The organism is Bradyrhizobium sp. URHC0002 (assembly GCF_054059515.1).
Map to the genome: position 1 here is coordinate 8,042,640 of NZ_JBSSCF010000001.1, position 19,903 is coordinate 8,062,542.

Here is a 19,903-nt window from a genome sequence, read left to right on the forward strand (position 1 = left end):
TAAAAATGCCGGATCATTTCGTGAGAAAAGGTGCCATTGTTTTTTTCATTGTCGTAATCGGTGCTGCGATTTTTGCGCTGCGCCGGCAAAACTTTCCGGACACATTAAGGATGCTGTGGTTTTCCATAGTCCTACCCACGATTCCTCCAAATTTGTTGCTTTCATCGAAGCAATAACTGAAAAAAAAGGGGCAGCGCCTCTGCAAGAATGTCAGGAGGAATTGCTGCTGATCAATAAATCGTACAAAAGTGCGGCGCGAAAGGAATTCGGCGCGGGTGACAGCGACTCTGCAATCAGCATCCTAGTTTTTGCGCCACGCGATCTGTACCGGAAAGAAGCAAACGTCCGCATGGTTTGCAAAACGACATCAACCGATTGGTATCCGGTAGAGCTCCCAGAGCTAAAACATCAATGAACGAACGACCAAGCAGTATGAATATGATCAGTCTAACAGCTGTTAGATTGCTTCGAATTCCCTGAAATACGGAGCCGCCATGAAAACGCTAACCTGTTGAGATCTCGGTGACGCATGTGATCTGGCGTTTACTGCCAGCTCATTTGAAGAGATCGGGAGGAAAAGCTACGAGCACGTTATGGATCAATCCGGTTGTCTGCGTCAACTTCTACCACCGATGCTATACTTCTCAAGAAGAGCCGCGGGTCGAAGTAGTGGCGTCTGCTATTTTACCAGCGCAATCTCACTTGGCCGCCATTCCTTGCTGAAGAACGGTTCAAGCGGACTGTAAAGACGGAGGATAGTGAACCAGCCTTTTTTCGGTGTCATTCGGCGTGGGGTCCGAACGCCGATCGGCGTCCTAAGTGATTGATCGATCTTGCAAGTGCAGGGTCAATGTTGGGCGCCGATTCACACGGCGACGCTGACCGCACTTGTGGCAGCGCTGTAGAGGCAATATTGGGCGCCATTTCAAAGCCCGCTTGCAACCGTCGGTCTTCGCATAGTTGACATACCTTGTCGTGGTTCAACGACGAGCTGCTGGATCAGGTCGATCTATCCCCTTGTGTGTCGTCGGGTCCGCCTCGAACGCTTGCTTCCCCTTTGCTGACCACAGCGCTCGCGCCCGTTCGCCTTGATCGCTTTGGAGCTTGTCGGCGATCCAGAGCAGCGCGCCGAGCATGGTGGCGCGATCGTCGCCGATCAGGTTGACGAGTCCGGCTTTCACGACGAGGCCGCCGAGTTCGATGAGGTGCCGCGTTCGCTTGCGGCGCTCGACCTGCCATGTGCGCATGTCATGTCGCGCCCTTGCGGCCTGACACCGGTTGCGCGCCGCCCGGTTGCGCCGGAGCGCCGTCCGCGTCGCGGTCAGTTGTCGGTGCATTTCGCCGCGACCGTCCCTGAAAGAACGCGGCCCCGCGCCTGTCCAAGCCTCCCTCTTTCCGGCTTCTTTTGTCTCGGCCAGCACGATCAGGGCACCCGCCAGTTCATTGGCGGTAAGTGTGTCAGCCCCAGTGGCGATGACCAATTCGCCGAGCTGCCGCACCTTGCGGGTTTTCAGCGCGCGCGCCTTGTCTTCGAGCGCTTTCAGTTCCGTGTCGAAGTCCCGTGGCTTGCGCATCATATCCTCCGTCAGCCGTCGATGGAGTGATGATAGTTGAGGAGCCTGCAGAATGCTGTAAGGCTGCCGGGACTGCCTGAGACGGTGTAATCCCGCCCGAGAATTTTTCGAGGGAGGGCGCGCTTATACGTCGTTCCGACGTGCGCTTGGCCGTGTCAATGATCCGGTCGCGATGGCGATCTATCATCTTCACGTCAAGGTCATTGGCCGCAAGTCCGGCGCAAGCGCGGTGGCATCCGCCGCCTACCGCTCGGGCTTGCGTCTGCGTGACGAGCGACTCGATCGTGCCCAAGACTTTTCGGCCAAGCGCGGCGTCGTGCATTCCGAGGTGATGCTGCCGGAGAACGCACCCGAGGCGTGGCGCGACCGCGAACGGCTTTGGAACGATGTCGAGGCGTTCGAAGTACGCAAGGACGCGCAGCTTGCCCGCGAAGTGGAATTCGCGCTTCCCCGCGAGATGACCCAGGCTCAGGGGATCGAGCTGGCCCGCGACTTCGTGCAGGCTGAGTTCGTGGACCGGGGCATGATCGCCGATCTCAATGTGCATTGGGACATGGCCGAGGACGGCATGCCCAAACCTCATGCCCATGTCATGCAGACCATGCGCGCGGTAGACGAGAACGGTTTTGGCCAAAAGGTGCGAGACTGGAACCGCACGGAGATGGTCGAGCGCTGGCGCGAACGCTGGGCGGAGATCACCAATGAGCGCTTGGCCGAACTCGACATCGACGCGCGCATCGACCATCGGAGTCTCGAAGCGCAGGGCATCGCACTGGAGCCGCAAAGCCAGATCGGGGCGCCCGCCAGACGTATTGAGGATGGGGGCATCGAGGGCGAAATCACCGAGGCTGACCGCGCCGAGATGCACCGGGAGATCGCTCGTGGCAATGGCGCGCGGATCATCGCCGATCCTTGCCTTGGGCTGGACGCGATCACGCATCAGCAATCGACCTTCACGCGCCGCGACATGGCGAAGTTCACGCATCGGCACAGCGACGGGATCGACCAGTTCAACAAGGTAATGGGCGCGATGCGTAGCGCACCCGATCTGGTCGAACTCGGCAGGGACGCTCGCGGCGAAGATCGGTTTACCACCCGCACCATGATCGAGGCCGAACAGCGCCTGCACCGCGCCGCCGAACTGATGGCCGAGCGCGAGCGCCATCAGGTGCGTGGGGCGGACCGCGAAGCCGCTTTTGCGGGCGCCGAACAGCGCGGCCTTGTCCTGTCGGGCGAGCAGGCCGACGCGCTGGCGCATATAACGGATGGGCGCGATCTTGGGATCGTCGTCGGCCATGCCGGAACCGGCAAGAGCGCGATGCTGGGCGTGGCGCGGGAGGTCTGGGAAGCGGCGGGCTACGAGGTCCGGGGCGCAGCACTTTCCGGCATCGCGGCGGAAAACCTCCAAAGCGGATCGGGCATTGTGTCACGCACCATCGCCAGCATGGAGCATGGCTGGCACCAGGGCCGCGACCTGCTCACGACCCGCGATGTGCTGGTGATCGACGAGGCCGGCATGGTCGGTACACGGCAATTGGAACGCGTGCTGTCCCATGCTGCCGAAGCCGGAGCCAAGGTGGTGCTGGTCGGCGATATCAGGCAGTTGCAAGCAATAGAAGCAGGCGCGGCTTTCCGGTCGGTCCACGGGCGTCATGGCGGCGCGGAAATCGGCGAGGTGCGCCGCCAGCGGGAAGACTGGCAGCGGGACGCCACGCGCGATCTGGCGGCCGGCAGGCCCGGCGATGCGCTTGAAGCCTACCGCTCCCGCGGCATGATGCATGAGGCGCAAACACGCGAGCAGGCGCGGGGCGATCTGATCGAGCGCTGGGACCGCGACCGGCAGTCAGCGCCGGGGCGCAGCCGGATCATCCTCACACACACCAACGACGAGGTGCGCGCGCTGAACGAGGCGGCGCGCAGGCGGATGCGGGCAGCAGGTGATCTGGGCGATGAGGTACACCTGACGGTCGAGCGCGGAGATCGCCACTTCGCCAGCGGAGACCGCATCATGTTCCTGCAAAATGAACGCAGCCTTGGCGTGAAGAACGGCACGCTGGGAATCATCGAACAGGTCAGCGCGCAATCCATGGCCGTGCAGACCGACGACGGCCGATCCGTTCGCTTCGACCTCAAGGATTATAATCGGATCGACCATGGCTATGCCGCAACCATCCACAAGGCCCAGGGCATGACGGTAGACCGCGCCCATGTGCTGGCAACGCCCGGGATGGACGCCCATGGCAGCTATGTAGCCCTGTCGCGGCACCGCGACGGCTTGGAGCTGCATTATGGCGGCGACGATTTTGCCAGCCAGGACCGACTTGTCCGCACCCTGTCACGCGACCGGCCCAAGGATATGGCCTCAGACTACGAGCACCGCGATCCGGCCCAAAACTATGCCGAGCGGCGTGGAATCACCTTCCGCGAGCGCGTGGCCGAGATTGTGCGTAAGGTCGTGCCCGATAGGGTGCGCAACATGTTCGATGGCCTGCGCCCGTCTGCCGAAGCTGTGCCTGGCACAGGCGGCGCGCGGAGGCCGCAACGGGAAGCGCCGACAAGGAAGGTGGTGGAAGACCCGGAAGCGGCGCTGCGCAAGGCCCGCACGAAGGCGCTCATCCGTCATGCCCGAGCTGTGAATGCGATCTTCGATATGCAGGACCAAGGCGGCGAGGCAAGTCGCGAGCAGGTGAAGGAATTGCAGGAGGCCCGCAAGGTCTTCGAGGAGGTGCGGCCCTACGGCTCGCACGACGCCGAAGCGGCCTACAAGAAAAACCCAGAACTCGCCCTTGAAGCCGCTTCGGGCAACTCTGCCCGCGCCATCCGCGCGCTCCAGCTCGAAACCGAACTGCGCACCAATCCGAGCCGGCGCGCCGACCGTTTCGTGGAACGCTGGCAGAAGCTCGACCACACCAGCCAGCGCCAGTATCACGGCGGCGACGTCGCCGGCTACAAGGCGACGCGCTCGGCGATGGGCGACATGGCGAAAAGCCTTGAACGCGATCCGCAACTGGAATCCATCCTCGCCAACCGCAAGCAGGAACTCGGCATCGCATTTGAGTCAGACCGCCGGCTCGGCCAGGAATTGGCCTTCACTCACGGCATCGACATTGGCAGAGGCCGCGGCATCGGAATTTGATCCATCCATTTGCCGCCGTCTCTACGCCACACTATGACGAGTCGAACACCCCTCTTGCCCACCTGCAACTGCTTGTCCTGTCTGGTCTCAGCGGCCGTCAGAAAAAGCCAGCAGGAGACAGCGCGGCCATGCGCGAACCAGATGGGGTAATCGGCTTCGTGCCCCATCTTCGCCGACCGGAAAGGAAGGAAGGTGCTGCGCTTCAGGCTGATGATAAAACGTGGTCTGAACGAAACAGCCACAAGCATCAGAAAGGTGAAGCGCAGCATGAAGTATTATGCGGGTCTCGACGTCTCTGTCAAAGAAACGAGCGTGTGCATTGTCGATGAAAGCGGAAATGTCTGCCGGGAGAAGAAGGTGATATCTCACCCGGACGATCTGGTCGCTGTCCTGAGCGACCCCGCATTCAACTTTGAACGGGTCGGGCTCGAAGCCGGGCCGCTGTCTCAATGGCTGTTCGAGGGGCTGGCGAAGGCCGGATTCGCGGTACTCTGTATCGAGACACGGCACACAAAAGCGTTCTTGAAGGCTCAACAGCCAAACAAGAGCGATCGCAACGATGCGCGCGGCATTGCGCACATGATGCGGGTCGGTCTGTTCAAGGACGTGCACGTGAAGACGCTCACGAGCCAGAAGCGCCGCGCCTTGCTGACGGCCCGCAAGCTGTTGCAGGAAAAGGCTATCGCCATGGAAAACGATATGCGTGGGCTTTTGCGCAACTTTGGGCTGAAGGTCGGCACGATTAGAGCATTCAAGTTCGATGAGCGGATACGCGAGCTCGTTGAAGCAGCTCCCGATCTGGCGGAAATCATCGAGCCGTTGCTCGCTGCCAGACAAAAGCTGCGCGAGGAGTTCGCCAAACTGGACCGCAAGGTCCGTGGCGAGGCCAGGGTCGATCCGATCTGCCGGCAGTTGATGACGGTGCCCGGAGTCGGACCGATTGTCGCGCTCGCCTATACCTCGACGATCGACATTCCGTCCCGCTTTCGGCATTCGCGAGCGGTGGGGGCTGTATTGGGGCTGACGCCCGTACTCAACCAGTCGGGCGAGAGCAGACGAATAGGTCATGTCTCGTTGTGCGGCGACGCCATGCTGCGGGGGCTTCTTTATGAAGCGGCGCAGGTCCTGCTGATACGCGTCAAGAAATGGTCGTGGCTGAAAGCGTGGGCGATGAATGTCGCCAAACGACATGGGGCCAAAAAGGCGATCGTTGCATTGGCGCGCAGGCTTGCGGTGGTCCTGCATCGGATGTGGGTAGACGGCTCCGAGTTCCGTTGGACACGGGAGACCAGGCCAACAACGACGGGCGCGACTGCATAACGCGACCAGCAGACAAAGAGTTTAGAGTTCCGCCGCGAGGCGGAAGGCGTCCTTCGCGGACGATGAATGATGTGAGTTCGCATACGGTCTTATCTCCGATGAGCCATCATCAGGATGCGAACCAGATTGGACCACATCGTTCTACTGGACCCCATAATGGGAGGGCTTCCATGCCGATCCCGGAGAGAAGCGCGGGCCGCGAAAAGACGTCGAACGTCACCCAAGTGGGAGGCTCGGAAGTGCTTGACCTCAACACGCCGATTAGAGAAGAGCGTATCATCCGCTTGAGGACCGTTCTTTCCCGGACCGGGCTGTCCCGGTCCACCATCTACCGCAAGATCGCCGAGGGCACGTTCCCGCCGCAGATCAAGATCAGCATTAACGGGAGCGGCTGGCATGAGTCCGACATCAACCGCTGGATCGCCGCTCCCGTCGCATGGCGCCCGAAACGCGAGTTCGATGCGGTCTGATGAGGCCTCTGGTGGATTGCTGCCGACGACAGTGAACCGGACCGGCGTCAGGCCGTCAATCGGGATAGGGGGGGCATCTCGCGATGCCGCCCCTCCCACGCCACCGGGCATACGGGTCCGTACCACGGCGGTTCGGCGGATTAAGCGTCCACAAGCTTTTCCATGGGAAGCAAACCCAGACGTTTGAAGCGCGCGTTGGTGAAGGCGCGGTGCATTGCGTTCGTGAAGCTCATTCGCCACGGTCCCTTTGGGCTGAAGACGGCCTCGCTGGCCGCTGGCCCGAGTACTCCGAGGCGCCGGAGTTCATGATATCGCCTGCCACGCGTCTTCCACTGGATCCAGACGACGCAACGAATGCGCCGCCGAATCCAACTATCGAGGGATTGCAACTCACGCCACTGGCTGAAGCCGAAGTAGCCAGCCCATCCCCGCAGGTATGAGGCCAGCTCACGGATCATCCGCTCCAGGGTGATGCCCCGATGTCGCCGCGTTAGCTCACGCACCCGGTGCTTGAACCGGATGATGGCCTTGTCGGCGATGCATCGCCGGAACTCCGGTTCGTTCCTCACCGTAAATCCGAGGAACGTCCGGTGCCACGGTCGGGCAACGGCACTCTTCTCCGTGTTGATCTGAAGCTTGAGGCGCCGTTCGATGAAGCGGGTCAGGCTCTCCATGACCCGCTGGCCGGCCTTTTCGCTGCGCACGTAGATGTTACAGTCATCCGCGTAACGCACGAACCGGTGGCCGCGACGCTTAAGCTCGCGATCCAATTCATCCAGCACGAGATTCGAGAGCAACGGAGAGAGCGGACCTCCTTGCGGGGTTCCCTCCCGGCTGTCCTCAAACAACCCGTTTTCGAGCACACCGGCCGTCAGGTAGCTCCGGATGAGCCGGAGCAACCGCCGGTCCGTGACGCGCGCCGCCACCGCGGCCATCAGCCGGTCGTGATTGACCCGGTCGAAGAATTTGGCCAGGTCAATATCCACGACGAACCGATAGCCTTCGATGATGTAGGCTTGCGCCTGCACCACCGCTTGGTGAGCGGAGCGGCCCGGCCGGAAGCCGTAGCTGTGCTCGCTGAATGTTGGGTCCCACAGCGGCTGAAGCCGCAGCAGGATTGCCTGCTGGATCACACGATCAATGACGGTTGGAATGCCGAGGTTGCGCGTCCCGCCGTCCGGCTTCGGGATTCTCACCCGACGCACCGGTTGCGGCTGGTAGCGCCCCTGCAGTAGTTGATCTTCGATTTCCGGCCAGCGCGCTTTGAGAATGGCCGGCAGTTGTTTGACGGTGATACCGTCAATGCCGGGCGCTCCCTTGTTGCGCACCACCGCGTCCAACGCAGCTTCTATATTGTCTGGGTCACAGATCGCCTCCATAAGATGTTCTGTGGATGCCGGGCTTTTGGGTTCGGCCGTCGCCACGATCGTTTCGACCTCTTGCGCGTCCCGACGCGGGGCTTCACCCCGCGCAGGCATCGGCAAGTCCAACTCAAGTTGGTATGGCGGTCGCGATGCGGTCATGAGACGTCCGGTCTACTTGCCCTTTCCTTCAACCCCTCATCGGGGACCGTTCGGGCCTTCAGCCGGCAAGCCGACCTAATACGCCCTCTGCTGACTTCTGCATCGCGGTCAGAACGCCTTGCGGCATCCTCAGTCCCGAAGGACACGATGCAGATCTCTCGGAGTAAGTCCGACAGCCTTCATCGCACACCCGCCGGATTTACAACTCTGGCCATTGATGGAGATGGACTTCGCGAATGCCTGCCCGCTCGTCCGACCAGTGCTGCCTCGTATCCGATTTCTGTTCGTCGGGTCGCGACTTTGCTCCACGCTTCCTTCAGACGGTCCCTCGCGGTTCCGCCCTTGCGCTTCGCTAGTGCTTCACCTCCATCAGGTTACACAAGGGACTTTCACCCCCAAGCTGTCGGACATGTCAGACACACAGGCTGACGCTATCGCGCCCCCGCTTCGCGGCTTCGGCCTTGACGGCCTGACGCCGTCCCGGTTTGGGCTTCCCGTGCAGCTAAGGGTACGATCTGGAAGCGCGGTGGTGCTTCCAATCGTGAACAGAGAGGCAGCGGAGCGTACGGCGTCATACCTAATAGTAATCTCGGTTCTTGCTGACACAAAATTGCGGTTTATCAGCTGCGTGGTCGTCTTCGTGGATGCCGGCCAGGTCGCATTGATATTCGAGCGTGAGCCCAGCAGGCAGGCTCTCATCAAGCGCGGATGCAGTCGCATCAACGTGGCGCAATCTCTGGCCGATTTGTACGCCATAACACGCCAGAGCATCCGAACGGACCGTCGCCCTTTTGCTTGCATCAGCATCGCTGGTTCATGCTGTTCGAGATTCTCGGATCGGCAGAATTGAGATCGTCCGGCACAGGATATAGCGATGCCAAGGCAGACAGCGATCCCGCCATCACTTGCCCCCCGACTCATCAGTCGCGAGGCTGCTGCCGCCTATATCTGCGTGTCACCCAACACGTTCGACGCGATGGTGAAGAACGGCCAAATGCCCCGAGCAAGATTGTTCGGAAAACGACGGCGAGCTTGGGACGTGCGCCAGCTTGACATTGCCATTGATGAATTGCCGTTCGATGGCAATAATACCCGCGTTGACGAAACGTGGAGCGATGTCGATGCCCCGGAAGCTGCCCCTTCATCGCACGCATCGAAAGCTATGACCTTCTGCTACCACCTGAGAGCAGACAAAGCCAATGTTTGTGGGATGATCTTGAATTATCAGGGCTTCTGAGACCGCTGGCGCTCCCTAGGGCCGTCATTCTAATTTCTTCTGGATATTTTTGGTTCGATTTTCAAAGACTTAGCTTTTTCACCTCTCCAAGACGTAAGACGGACTGTAAGACGTTTTGCTACGTCCCGCACTGTCTATGCCCCGTCTCATTGGCGACCGTATCCGCCTGAAATTCGGGCCGGCCAGCTGTCGGCGGTGCTAATTAGCTGACCGCCTGGCGCGGCTACCGCGAGGTGAGCCCAGTCGCCATCCTGTGGTCGACCGTGGCGCTGCTGCCGCGTTTCTATTCTCCCGGAAATCGCTGACGCCAGAGTCGACGATATCCAACTGATGTTCATCTGGCCGGTCCGCTTTGCCGCCGCTGCGATCCACGTCGTGACCTGACTGCGTTGGCGTGTGGGTTTCGTGAGCAGTGGTTCGCTTCCCTTCTCCCCTTGTGGGAATATGCGGCTATATGTAACCGATTGACGCAAAGGGCAAAACGGAAAGTGGTGTCCGTATAGTGTCCGTTGTGCGGGGTTCCTACTGCCCTCGTGGCCCGTGATGTGCTGGCGCGGCTTGCGCGGTGTCCTGTGCCCTGCGCTCCCAGCGCGCTGTGCGGCCACCGTGGCGCGACCCCGGTCACGCGCGGTCGGTGCCGCCTGCCCGCTCCTTGGCTCTGCTGCTCCCGGCGCGCGCCGCCTCCGGGAAGGCTACTTCGCCAGATGCCGGTCGAATAACGCCGCAAGCTCGCCGAAATGCTCCTTGGTCTCGGCCGCGAACGGATCGACGCCATATTGGCCATGCGACTGCCCTTCGAACACATGCAGGTCGGACACCACGCCGGCCTGACGCAGCTTGCGGTGGACCCGCACCGTATTGGAGAGGAACAGATCACGCGTGCCCGACGTGAGGATGGTGGGCGGGAAGCCGGCGAAATCGCCATAGACCGGCGAGAGTTGTGGATCCTTGAGGTCGGTGCCGCCCGCATAGAGCTTGGCGGCGTCGCCGAGCCAGCCGTCATTGCTGACCAGAACGTTGTCGATCATCTCCATCGTGAAGAACGTGTCCCCTGTCTTGGTCATGTCGGACCACGGCGTGCCGGGTGCGGTGGCGGCAGGAAGCGGCAGCCCCTCCTTCTTGGCGCGCAACACCATCGCAAGCGTCATGCCGCCGCCGGTGGAGGTGCCGAAGATCGCCATCCTCTTCGGGTCGTTGGTCTTGACGACCTCCTTCCACACCGCCATCGCGTCATCCATCGCGGCCGGATAGGGATGGTCGGGCGGCATGCGGTAGTCGATCGAAACGATCCTGAACTTGCCGTAACCCGCCATCAGGATCGCTTCGCGTGTTCCCGATTCGCCGGGAAAGAACACGTATCCGCCGCCGTGCAGATGCACGAGCAGCCGGTCGCGGTTCGCCTCCGGGACGCTGTCGGGCGTGACCATGAAGGCGTTCACGCCACCGATCTTGACCGCCTCGACCTTTACCCCGAGCCGAGCGCGCAGGTCCGGCAAGGTCTTCACGCGCGCCTCGGCGCTCGCATTGATCCGCGCCTTCCAGGCGGCGGCATCCTTCGGGAGCAGGTTCCAGTCCGGCGGCAGCGGCGCGGCGATCAGGGCCTGCGTCGCCGGGCTGACGTCCGCGTCGGGGATCGGAATGTCGCGCGCGGGCACCTTGCGAACGCCGCCTTCAAGCGCGAGCGCGCTTCCAGACGCGATCACGAACGCGAATATGAGCGCGAGAGGTCTTATTTTCATGCGCCGCCTCCCGTTCGAGAGCGCGGTCTTGAGGCGCCGCGCCTCGTTAACGAACGGTCGGACCGGGGCGTACGACTGTCAACGCCGTTCGCGCATCCCTCAAGGCTTTGTGACCGGCTTTCAGGGCGCCGGGAGGTGCGCGCCGAAACGATACGATGGTGACGTGGCGACGATGACAGGCCAGACCATCCGCATCGGTGCGTGCAGCTCGACCGGGTGCCGCCGCGTCCATCGCACCGCACGATGCTGGCGAACCATGTGCTCGCACGGCTCGACCGCTGCCGTGTCCTCGCGGTGCCGCTCGACAGTCAGCGTGACGCTGCCGCGATGGTCGAGGTCGTTGTGCCCGACGCGCGACGATGGTGACGGCGCCCACCAAGCACCCAGCAGCACCATGCAGGCAGCAGCACCAGCACGCTCGATGCGCGCGACGGGTAGCCCTCCCCATTCAAGGTACTGTGGAGGGCAGAGGAAAGTGCCGGGACCGCGCGACCGCGCCTTTTGAATATATTTGCGACAGCGCATTCCGAGTTAAATTTTATGCGGGCTGGTACACATATGGCGGTGCGCGAGGTGGCGCGTGTCGAATACGGAAACCGTGATCATCATGGGTTGGAACGCCCGGAGCCTGCACGAGGTTTAGATATATTGCGCATCATCGCGGCGGCGCTGATCGGCGCGTTGGATTGGAGGCGTCACATGAAAACCATCGTGGACGAAGCCGGAGAGGTCATCGCGAAAGCAACGGATGACCATACGCTGGTCGGCGGCCACCACCGCCTCGCGGTGGCTGCCAGCCTCAGTAAAAAACTGTTCTGGCGAGATACCGGCGAACCTGTAAAGCTTGATAACTTCTTCAAGCATTAAGGAAGTTCTCTTCGACATACAGCCTGAGCCGCTCGCCGAGCGTGTGGCGCATGTCGAACGCTCAAGCGCTGATCTTCATCGCGGCGGTCGCCATCGCGGTCGCGCTGGTGCTGCTGCTGTGGTTGGCGTAAGCGTTGACCGCGAGCGTCAAGGCGAGATCAGGCTCGCGGAGCAGCTGGGCTAACGCATGAACTCCCACCAGACCGCAAAGGCAGCGGTGGCGAAGATGGCCGTGATGCCGATTGAAATTAATAGCGAGAGTGCAGCTAGCTTGGTCCAGTCTCTCACTGTTGCCGCGCCCCATCGGCTCCATTGCCGCGTGCCAATTGTGTCGCCATTTTTTTTGTGGGGCTATGTCGCTTTTTTCACAGGTGCGTGAGCGTTGACCGGCCGGCGGAGGCGCGGGCTTTAGCTGGCGGCTTCAACCGAAAAGGACAGCGATAGCGGATCGAACGCACGGCCCGGCATATGCAACGCCGGACGCCGTCACTGCCGACGATGCCGTGGTGGCAGCAGGATGATGGGGTAGAAAGGGTGAGCGCGCGCTGGCGCTCAGACCCGCCTCACTGCGGCAAATCCTTGCAGAGCTTGATTAGGATCATGACTGTCGAGCCGATTGCGACTACCACGGGGCAGACAAACGGCAACTCTTCCAGCAAGCCGACAAGCACCGCTCGAACGTGGAGAGTTCTCTTCACATGCGCAAAGCGCCAGCCTGCCACACCCATCGGACATATCCGTTTGGCCCCCAGCAGCAGCGGTCTGATCTTCAACGGCGTAGCGAGGCCCTTGGCTATTGCCAATTCGGGTGTTCCCTAGATCAAGGTGAAGGAACCCTTTATCTTAGGTACACGCGTTGCCAAGGCAGGCTCGGGAAGATGCGAGCCGATTGTGCCCGTCGTGACAGCCACGCGGCCTTGATTGGACACCACACACACCGTGTCGTTGATGTGATCCGAAGCTATTCGCCTTGCTAGGAGTATCGCAGCATGTGGAACTGGATGATGCTGGGGCTAGAAAGCAACCGCGTGATCGGGTTGCGGATCGCGAAGTTGATGCGTGGCGGCAAAGCGGCCCAACGCGAAGCCCAGCGCATGGTAAGTGAAAAAATGTTTGCGGCGGCGAAGGCCGGTACAAGCCTGATGGCTGGTGCCTCGGGAGACAAAATTGTTGAGCAGTATCGAAGAAAGGTGGCGGCAAACGCCAAACGGCTCAGCGGCAAAAGAACACGGCGCAAACGAAAATCAAGCTAACGCTTCGCTGCTGGGTCTACTTAGCTTGATCGCCCACAGTCGGTAGGCGTCGTCCTCGTAGGGGTCTGGCTCTGTGACCAGCTTGCATCGAGCAAGCGCATGTAGGGTGATCATGTGCTTCTCGGCACAAGTAGAAGAGACGGTCCGGGAGTCGCGCCGTCTTGCTTCCTCTAGGTTGGTCTTGTTTTCCACTGAATACACAGGGTCTAGCTTTCAAATGGACCGCTCCCTCTCGCGGCGCTACTTTTCCCATGGTCTTTAGCGTGGCACGGGGAGGCGTTCGATGGAGGAGTATCGAGCCTACATGATGGGGCACGATGACCATATCACGAGCCGGATTGATATACGCTGCTCCAATAAGGAGGAAGCGCGGCGTCTTGCGAAGACCTGCGTTGATGACTACGCCGTGGAGCTTTGGCAAGCCGACCGCTTCATAGAACGCTTTGAGCCTAGATTTCAGCGAATGACGGGTTAGAAGCTGCTGAGTTTAGCCACCGCATCCCAACAGATGGCGATACCCACGGTCGGTCATCCATCTGGCACGCGAGAGGTGGCTTTCGAAGGCTTGCCGTGCGCGATCAGCCTCGGTGTCCGGGTCGATGCGCAACACGATCCGACAGACTTCACGCCAATCGGCGCCTTGTTGATCAGCATCAAACACGCACATGTACGTGATCATGTGCTGCTTATCATAGTCAGTTAGGGCTGCTTCGGTTGGGACTACATCAGCGACGTGTGGATCGATTGGCGCGTCTTCATAGGGCCTTCTCGCGGCGAGAGTACAACAAGTAGCATACAACGTCGGCCACGGCTTTGGGTCAAGCCGCATACCCAGCTCGGAAACGCACCGGCTCTAATATGACGATTGCATGACACAGGGATGCCGCAGATGCTGGCTGATCCTCGTTTTCAACATGAGCAAAACGTGGAGATCGATGTTACGCCGCGTGCGTGGAGAAGAGCACCTTTTGTTGCGCCGGTACTTCCGCGCGGCAACTGCATAGATACCATTTGTACATACTCTCTTCCTTTACTTACCGCGCCCTCCCCTCGCGGCCCCCCAACCCACATCTATTCGTATCAGAGGACCTAACATTGAGCCAACGCACCGTTGGAATGCCGGAATTTAATGAATTGATCGATATGGCGCGGTTGCTAGTGAATTTGTGGGAAGCCGCGCAACGGCTGCCTGAAGAATCAGAGCGGCGGGACGCATTCAGACAGATCAGCGGCTTCCAGAGGCGGGTGGCGGCATTGGTTACACGCGCCCTTTAGGCTCTCAGGGATGTCATGTCGGGCCATGCAGTGGCTACCGATCCAACTCGCGCCGGAAGATTGCGATTTGGAGGTAGGTGAACTTGATAAGACTGGCATTATGCCATTGCGTTTTCCATGCCGTCGAAAATTAGGGGGATGGTACAATGCTTGGGCCGATGAGCCTATTTTGATTTTTCCGACGCACTGGAGGATGTGGCGCGCACCAACAAATTGGTAAGCTGATTTTTGCGGACGCGCGCACTTTTTGAAGAGTGGAACCACGTTATGAAGACAGCGCTTTGCTTCGCTATGTTGCTCATTCCCACGATTGCGCTCGCTCAAGGCGCAACACCAAAAAAGCGACCGACCGTCAGCGCGAAGCCGATCGTTCAAACAAAGCCGAAGGCGCCCGTTGGTTGCAAGCTCGTTGGAACGGTCAAAGGGACGAAGCTCTGGGCGGGCGAATGCACGGCGACACCGGAGCTAAGAACAGGCACGGCATCCGAAGCGCCCGGCCCGTCCGTTCCCGACGCGGCGAGCGGGGCCACGCCGAAGGATCAGCAGTAACGCGCTGCTACTATGTGTAACCTCTATTCAATTACGACCAATCAGAGCGCAATCGCCGCCCTCTTCCGGGTAATGAACCATTACGTCGGCAATCTTGCGCCGATGGCGGGCGTGTTTCCTGATTATCCCGCGCCGGTCATTCGCGATGCGGGCGACGAACGGGAATTAGTTTTGATGCGCTGGGGCATGCCGCCACCGCCGCGCACTGGCGGCCCACCGGTCACGAACATTCGCAACACCTCATCGCCGCATTGGCGCGGCTGGCTGAAGCCGGAGAACCGTTGCCCCGTGCCGTTCAACAGCTTTGCTGAATATGCGCCAGAGCCGAACCCCGAGACCAAGAAAACGGATGTCGCCTGGTTCGCGATCAATGACGATCGGCCGCTAACCTGCTTCGCGGGCATCTGGACCGAGTTCAAAGGCGAGCGTGGCACGAAATCAAAGCCGATCCCGGGTCCGCATAACGTCTATGGCTTCCTCACCACGTCGCCGAATGCCGTCGTCGAGCCAATCCATCCCAAGGCGATGCCGGTCATCTTGCTGACGGATGAAGAGCGGGATGTTTGGATGCGCGCGCCGTGGGACGAGGCGAGGACGCTGCAGCGACCGTTGTCGGAGGATGCGCTGAAGATCGTCATGCGGGGAGCAGACAAGGAAGACAAGGCTGCGGCCTGAAGCAGTTGCTAATGCACCATTCGGCCCACTATCAGACCTAACGCGCAGGCTTTACGTCGCACTGAGCCAACATGACGACCGAGGAGTTTTGCTATCTCTCTGACGGTGATCTTCTGACCAACCATTTCGATGAGCTGACTGATCTCTTTCTCGGACCAATCCGTTGCTCCAATGCCTCGCGTCTCGGCCAGTTGACGTTTTCCGATAGTGATCCTACGAGCGTTCACTAACCTCACCACCGTCTTGCACTTGGGACATTCGTCAGATCGAATTTCATATCTGGCGTTTACAAGCTCGACTGCGATGGAACGTCGCTCAACACCACATGCGACGCACATTGGGCTGGCTGTCATGGCGTGGGTCCTCGGCAAATCACCCCGAGCATACTTTCTCGGAAGACCGGATGGCTATGACCGCCCCGCAAAAACACGGGGATACCGATGTGCCGCGGGCTGGGTAAGGTTGAGGAGTTAGCTTAATGCGCGATACGAGTTACGACGTCAAAACGCTCAGCTATCGATAGAGCGCCGGGCAATTCCCCCAAGTTCAGTCCCACGGCAAAGCCATCAGCGGACATGGTTGCGTGGCGACTTTGTTCTTCAACGGAGTGCTCTACGGATGGCTAGGTCGTGGTCGTTTGCAGATGATCGTCGCGTTATTGAACTCGCCAAAGCGTCAAAGTCGTTAGAGGAAGCGGCTCGGATCATGAAGCGCACGCCTCAGCGCATTCGCAAAGTCTCAATGCGGTTAGGAGTTTCATTCAAGGCAGCCGCAAAAAAGAAATAGAAAACGTTGACCGCACATTGTGCATTGGGGGAAGCCCGTCACAGAAGTTGTGAATGACGCTTATTTCAAGAACGTCCTGAAGGAACTTACTAATCGGCGAACGGTTGAGTGTCGCCGGTTTCCTGTTGCGTTGGAGTATTGCGATGCCCAGAGCGGGCTGGTCACCGAGTACCGTGCCGTACGGCGCGGATCAGACAGTTTATCTGGTAGTTGATCGCTTTAGCAGCGGCAGTGTCTACCGCGAAACCGAGATCGAGCGCACGGACTTCGAAACCATCATCAGCGACTTTATGACCGGGCAGTTCAACGATCCGGTTCGCGTCGTAGCCTTCAACACTTTGGAGCATTGGGCGGACGACGTCTCCCCAGATGTCGCGCACGAAATTCAGACCCGGTGCGACATTGCGGGCGAGCCCGTGCCTGAGCATCTCCGAGACTTCGTTGACGCCTGCGCTGGGCCGGCGCGGCAATTGGCATTACGACTGGTTTAGGCGGCGAGGAGTGCATGGCATTTCAACGCAAGAAGCCTGTCGCGATTGGCGTCAAAGCACCGTATCCCGGTTTCATCGAACCGGCCCTCGCGACATCTATCCAAAAGGTACCGAACGGCGAACGCTGGATACACGAAATCAAGTTCGATGGTTACCGGGTGCAGGTCCACCTCGTGAACGAGGCGGTGAAGGTCTTCACCCGGCGCGGTAACGACTGGACCAAGCGTTTCCGGAAGATTGCTGACGACGCCTGGCATATCGCCGCCGGTTCGGCGATCATCGATGGTGAGGTCGTCGTCCCTTCCGAGAACGGCACGACGGACTTTTCCGTTCTGCAGAATGAGCTAAAGGGTAAGTCGAAAAAGATCGTGCTGGTCGCATTCGATCTGCTCTACCTCAATGGCTATGACCTACGGAAGCTGCCGCTGGTTGAGCGCAAGGTGCACTTGAAGAAGACTATCGACGGCACCGACATCCAATTCAGCGAAAGCTTCGAGGTCGATGGAGCGGAAACGTATGCCCACGCCTCCAAGGTCGGACTTGAGGGCGTCGTCTCTAAGGTGCGCGACAGCGCGTATATCTCCGGCAGGGGCAACAACTGGGTCAAGAAAACCTGTGCCCAGCGCGAGACGCTGACCATCGCTGGTTTCGCGCTCGACGGCAACAAGTGGGACGGCATCTACGTCGGCCGGCGCAAGGGCGAGGATCTGATCTACGCCGGCAAGGTCGACCACGGCTTCGACAAGACCTCGGCGGCAGCACTACGCAAGCGACTGACGCCGCTGATCCGCAAAACCCAGCCCTACACCACACCAAACGCATCGCGCACAAGGGCATCTGGGTCGAACCTGAGTTGCTAGCCGAGATCGAGTACCGCGCCAAATCCGCCGAGGGCAAGGTGCGCCATCCCTTCTTCAGGGGCCTGCGGGAGGACCTGTGATGGACATCTACGACGATGCCGAATGGACCGCGATGGATATAGACGACCTCCGGGCTGCGATCGAACATGGTCGCTCGATCGAGGAGGCGGCCGAATTTTTGTGCCGCTCGGGCACCGTGGATGAAGTGGCCCGTAAGGCCGATGAACTCAGGTTGGAGCCGCCGGACTGGCAAATGACGGTGCATCCCAGCCACACCGGCCGAGCGGTTCGAAGGATCAAACCCTCGGCTTCCTCATGAGGTCAAGATCGTCCGGCAGCGGCGATCCGGGCGAAGACGCCCACGTATCGATACCTGCCGCAGTTTCGCTCTGCCGAGCCTTTAGAAGCAGGCGCTCGCGCACGGGCCCTGCAGGCAGCCGAGCCGCCTGCTCGCGCGCATCTTGCGCGCTTTTCAGAAGGCGATCCTTGAATGAAGTTTCATGCATGACCCGGCGGCGCCGGATGATCGGCTTGCTTTCGCGTTGCGCCGGCTGTTCCTCTACAACGGCCAACATTTCCGGGGGAACGGTCGCGTCGTTGCCACGCGCCTTCTCGGACAAAAAGCGTTCAAGGCTTTCAACGAATTAATAGCTGCGGGCAAGGTGACGCCAGCTCTGCGCCAACAATTCATGGTCACTGCGGATCGCGGGATCGATCGAGTGTACAGCGCGGTGCTCTGCATTGGTCGCCCGCTCGAGACAATTCGAAATATGCCCATTAAGTTTGAGGAGCAAGGCCCATTCCTCCCTCGATCCCTTCCCAATTCATAACCTGCTGAACGGTCAGTTGGGCAACACCAAACCACAAACAAGTGCTCCCGTCTGTGTAAGAGTGAACACAAGAGGCCTGGCCGGCTGGGAAATCCCCGTAGCTAGTCAAATGGTTCCCTCGGGGCGGACTCCGCACCTCTGGTGGTTTCAGTCAATGAACATACTCCTTAAACCGCGGTGAAGCGCGTGGCGATCTCATCGGTGCGTCTGATCGAATCGCGGATAACGTTGGCTTGCGCCTCGAACTCAAGCGCCTTGGCCGCCCACGATTCGGCGATCCCGGTCCGGCCGCTCGTGCTCGCTTGCGCTTCCAGTTTTCTGGCAAGGGCGACGCGTTCGTCGAGCGCCCGCAACGCGCTTCCGAAGGCCCGCTTTAAATTCTCGTCGAGCGCGAGGCTCATGATTTCTGCCGAATAGGCATGGCCGACATGGCATCGGTAGCGCACAAGTTCACCTTCCTCGATTTCCCACATGATCCCGTGGCAGTCGGGACAGGCGAGTACCGACCGACGGCCGATTTGATCCATTTCACTCATGCTGCCGCGTCTACCGCTTGCGATGTTGACTTCATATTTGAGGTGGCTTGGGACCGGCACTGCTTGACCTGCTGGTTGCCGCACCAGCTTTTCGAACAGCGCCGGCATGCCAAGGAGGCCGACGACATGATCGGGCTGCGAACGGATCATGGCCGTGGCGGGCATTTCCGGAAAGGCGGCGTCGCCTGGGTCCTGCACCACCGTGATGCCGCCGGATTGCTTCAGTGCCGACAGGCCGGCTGCGCCATCCCCCAGCGTCCCGGTGAGGACGGCGCCAACCGTCCTAGGACCACAACACAGGGCCGCGGACCGGAATAGCGGGTCGAGCGACGGCCGGGAGTTGTTCTCGCGCGGCCCCGATCCCAGCCGCAACTGCCCGCTCTCCACGATGAGGTGCCGCTCGGCCGGCGCGATATAGATATGACCTCTTTCAAGCCTATCGCCATCCACGGCGAATTTGGCCGGGAGCGGACCCGCCTGAGTGAGGATGGCATCGAGCGCCGAACGGAATTGGCTGGACAGATGGATCGTCACTAAAATCGAGGCGGGGAAGTCGCGCGAAAACTCGCCGGCAAGGAAGCGCAACGCCTCGAACCCTCCGGCCGACGTCCCAATGGCGAGAACATCGCGATTAGCCATTGAAATGCTCCAAGCCCCAAAAGGGGAACCCGCGGCCGGATCATTCGTTCCGGAAAAGTCGGTCCAATATTTCCTTGCCGAAACTCCTGATAAATGGGCCAAATGCCGTCTGCTATCGATAAGCAACCAACAAAGTAAAAATG

General features: G+C 60.1%; 20 protein-coding genes and 3 pseudogenes. 13 read left to right on the plus strand and 10 right to left on the minus strand.

Annotated features, from left to right (window positions below):
- Positions 1-115: 115 nt before the first annotated feature.
- Positions 116-415, plus strand: coding sequence for a hypothetical protein (locus ACVWVY_RS38760; RefSeq protein WP_456631329.1), 300 nt, complete (start codon positions 116-118; stop codon positions 413-415).
- 264 nt (positions 416-679) lie between these two features.
- Here ACVWVY_RS38760 and ACVWVY_RS38765 read toward each other — a convergent pair.
- The 3 genes and pseudogenes from ACVWVY_RS38765 to ACVWVY_RS38775 form a co-directional block, all read right to left on the minus strand.
- A pseudogene (locus ACVWVY_RS38765) lies at positions 680-778 on the minus strand (DUF1214 domain-containing protein); the annotation flags it as partial.
- Positions 779-980: 202 nt separating this feature from the next.
- Positions 981-1,337, minus strand: coding sequence for a conjugal transfer protein TraD (locus ACVWVY_RS38770; RefSeq protein WP_456631330.1), 357 nt, complete (start codon positions 1,335-1,337; stop codon positions 981-983).
- Positions 1,249-1,574, minus strand: a pseudogene (locus tag ACVWVY_RS38775) (conjugal transfer protein TraD). The gene ACVWVY_RS38770 and the pseudogene ACVWVY_RS38775 overlap by 89 nt, the downstream one beginning before the upstream one ends.
- Positions 1,575-1,746: 172 nt before the next feature.
- Here ACVWVY_RS38775 and traA point away from each other — a divergent pair.
- On the plus strand, positions 1,747-4,710 hold the full coding sequence (gene traA, locus ACVWVY_RS38780; protein ID WP_456631331.1) for a Ti-type conjugative transfer relaxase TraA: 2,964 nt from the start codon (positions 1,747-1,749) through the stop codon (positions 4,708-4,710).
- On the opposite strand, the gene ACVWVY_RS38785 is transcribed toward traA, so the two are convergent.
- Positions 4,668-4,979 carry a hypothetical protein gene (locus ACVWVY_RS38785; protein ID WP_456631332.1) on the minus strand — a complete coding sequence of 104 codons (312 nt, stop codon included), beginning with the start codon at positions 4,977-4,979 and terminating at the stop codon, positions 4,668-4,670. The genes traA and ACVWVY_RS38785 overlap by 43 nt on opposite strands.
- Between ACVWVY_RS38785 and ACVWVY_RS38790 the strand changes: the two genes are divergently transcribed.
- On the plus strand, positions 4,978-6,030 hold the full coding sequence (locus ACVWVY_RS38790) for an IS110 family RNA-guided transposase (protein WP_456624786.1): 1,053 nt from the start codon (positions 4,978-4,980) through the stop codon (positions 6,028-6,030). The two genes, ACVWVY_RS38785 and ACVWVY_RS38790, sit on opposite strands and share 2 nt — an antisense overlap.
- A 260-nt stretch (positions 6,031-6,290) precedes the next feature.
- On the plus strand, positions 6,291-6,500 hold the full coding sequence (locus tag ACVWVY_RS38795; protein ID WP_456632424.1) for a helix-turn-helix transcriptional regulator: 210 nt from the start codon (positions 6,291-6,293) through the stop codon (positions 6,498-6,500).
- A 140-nt stretch (positions 6,501-6,640) separates the two neighbouring features.
- Here the strand turns inward: ACVWVY_RS38795 and ltrA are convergent, their stop codons facing one another.
- A complete protein-coding gene (gene ltrA / locus ACVWVY_RS38800; RefSeq protein WP_456631333.1) occupies positions 6,641-8,023 on the minus strand; it encodes a group II intron reverse transcriptase/maturase in 1,383 nt (460 codons plus the stop codon).
- 874 nt (positions 8,024-8,897) lie between these two features.
- On the opposite strand from ltrA, the gene ACVWVY_RS38805 reads away from it, so the two are divergent.
- Complete coding sequence (locus ACVWVY_RS38805; protein WP_456631334.1) at positions 8,898-9,260, plus strand: helix-turn-helix transcriptional regulator; 363 nt, start codon at positions 8,898-8,900, stop codon at positions 9,258-9,260.
- A 692-nt stretch (positions 9,261-9,952) separates the two neighbouring features.
- Here ACVWVY_RS38805 and ACVWVY_RS38810 read toward each other — a convergent pair.
- Positions 9,953-10,999 (minus strand): alpha/beta hydrolase, encoded by a 1,047-nt coding sequence (locus ACVWVY_RS38810; RefSeq protein WP_456631335.1) that lies wholly within the window; start codon positions 10,997-10,999, stop codon positions 9,953-9,955.
- A gap of 120 nt (positions 11,000-11,119) precedes the next feature.
- Positions 11,120-11,524, minus strand: a complete 405-nt coding sequence (locus ACVWVY_RS38815) for a hypothetical protein (RefSeq protein ID WP_456631336.1) — start codon at positions 11,522-11,524, stop codon at positions 11,120-11,122.
- A gap of 33 nt (positions 11,525-11,557) precedes the next feature.
- Here ACVWVY_RS38815 and ACVWVY_RS38820 point away from each other — a divergent pair, with 33 nt between their 5' ends.
- Entirely contained in the window at positions 11,558-11,866 is a 309-nt protein-coding gene (locus ACVWVY_RS38820) for a hypothetical protein (RefSeq protein WP_456631337.1), read from the plus strand.
- Positions 11,867-12,429: 563 nt separating this feature from the next.
- Here the strand turns inward: ACVWVY_RS38820 and ACVWVY_RS38825 are convergent.
- A complete protein-coding gene (locus ACVWVY_RS38825) occupies positions 12,430-12,669 on the minus strand; it encodes a hypothetical protein (protein ID WP_456631338.1) in 240 nt (79 codons plus the stop codon).
- 186 nt (positions 12,670-12,855) lie between these two features.
- On the opposite strand from ACVWVY_RS38825, the gene ACVWVY_RS38830 reads away from it, so the two are divergent.
- On the plus strand, positions 12,856-13,119 hold the full coding sequence (locus tag ACVWVY_RS38830) for a hypothetical protein (RefSeq protein ID WP_456631339.1): 264 nt from the start codon (positions 12,856-12,858) through the stop codon (positions 13,117-13,119).
- A gap of 487 nt (positions 13,120-13,606) precedes the next feature.
- On the opposite strand, the gene ACVWVY_RS38835 is transcribed toward ACVWVY_RS38830, so the two are convergent.
- Positions 13,607-13,948, minus strand: a complete 342-nt coding sequence (locus tag ACVWVY_RS38835; RefSeq protein ID WP_456631340.1) for a DNA -binding domain-containing protein — start codon at positions 13,946-13,948, stop codon at positions 13,607-13,609.
- Between the two features lie 266 nt (positions 13,949-14,214).
- Here ACVWVY_RS38835 and ACVWVY_RS38840 point away from each other — a divergent pair, with 266 nt between their 5' ends.
- The 6 genes and pseudogenes from ACVWVY_RS38840 to ACVWVY_RS38865 all read left to right on the plus strand — a co-directional run bounded on the left by ACVWVY_RS38840 (position 14,215) and on the right by ACVWVY_RS38865 (position 18,585).
- Complete coding sequence (locus ACVWVY_RS38840; protein WP_456631341.1) at positions 14,215-14,394, plus strand: hypothetical protein; 180 nt, start codon at positions 14,215-14,217, stop codon at positions 14,392-14,394.
- A gap of 561 nt (positions 14,395-14,955) precedes the next feature.
- Positions 14,956-15,618, plus strand: a complete 663-nt coding sequence (locus ACVWVY_RS38845) for an SOS response-associated peptidase (RefSeq protein ID WP_456631342.1) — start codon at positions 14,956-14,958, stop codon at positions 15,616-15,618.
- Between the two features lie 929 nt (positions 15,619-16,547).
- Positions 16,548-16,895 (plus strand): hypothetical protein, encoded by a 348-nt coding sequence (locus tag ACVWVY_RS38850; RefSeq protein WP_456631343.1) that lies wholly within the window; start codon positions 16,548-16,550, stop codon positions 16,893-16,895.
- Positions 16,896-17,068: 173 nt separating this feature from the next.
- A pseudogene (locus ACVWVY_RS38855) lies at positions 17,069-17,835 on the plus strand (ATP-dependent DNA ligase).
- Positions 17,835-18,074, plus strand: a complete 240-nt coding sequence (locus ACVWVY_RS38860) for a hypothetical protein (protein WP_456631344.1) — start codon at positions 17,835-17,837, stop codon at positions 18,072-18,074. The pseudogene ACVWVY_RS38855 and the gene ACVWVY_RS38860 overlap by 1 nt, the downstream one beginning before the upstream one ends.
- Positions 18,075-18,255: 181 nt before the next feature.
- Complete coding sequence (locus tag ACVWVY_RS38865; protein WP_456631345.1) at positions 18,256-18,585, plus strand: hypothetical protein; 330 nt, start codon at positions 18,256-18,258, stop codon at positions 18,583-18,585.
- Between the two features lie 167 nt (positions 18,586-18,752).
- Here ACVWVY_RS38865 and ACVWVY_RS38870 read toward each other — a convergent pair whose 3' ends face one another.
- The gene (locus ACVWVY_RS38870) at positions 18,753-19,862 is read right to left on the minus strand and encodes a chemotaxis protein CheB (protein WP_456631346.1); all 1,110 of its coding nucleotides are present in this window, start codon (positions 19,860-19,862) and stop codon (positions 18,753-18,755) included.
- Between the last annotated feature and the right edge of the window lie 41 nt (positions 19,863-19,903).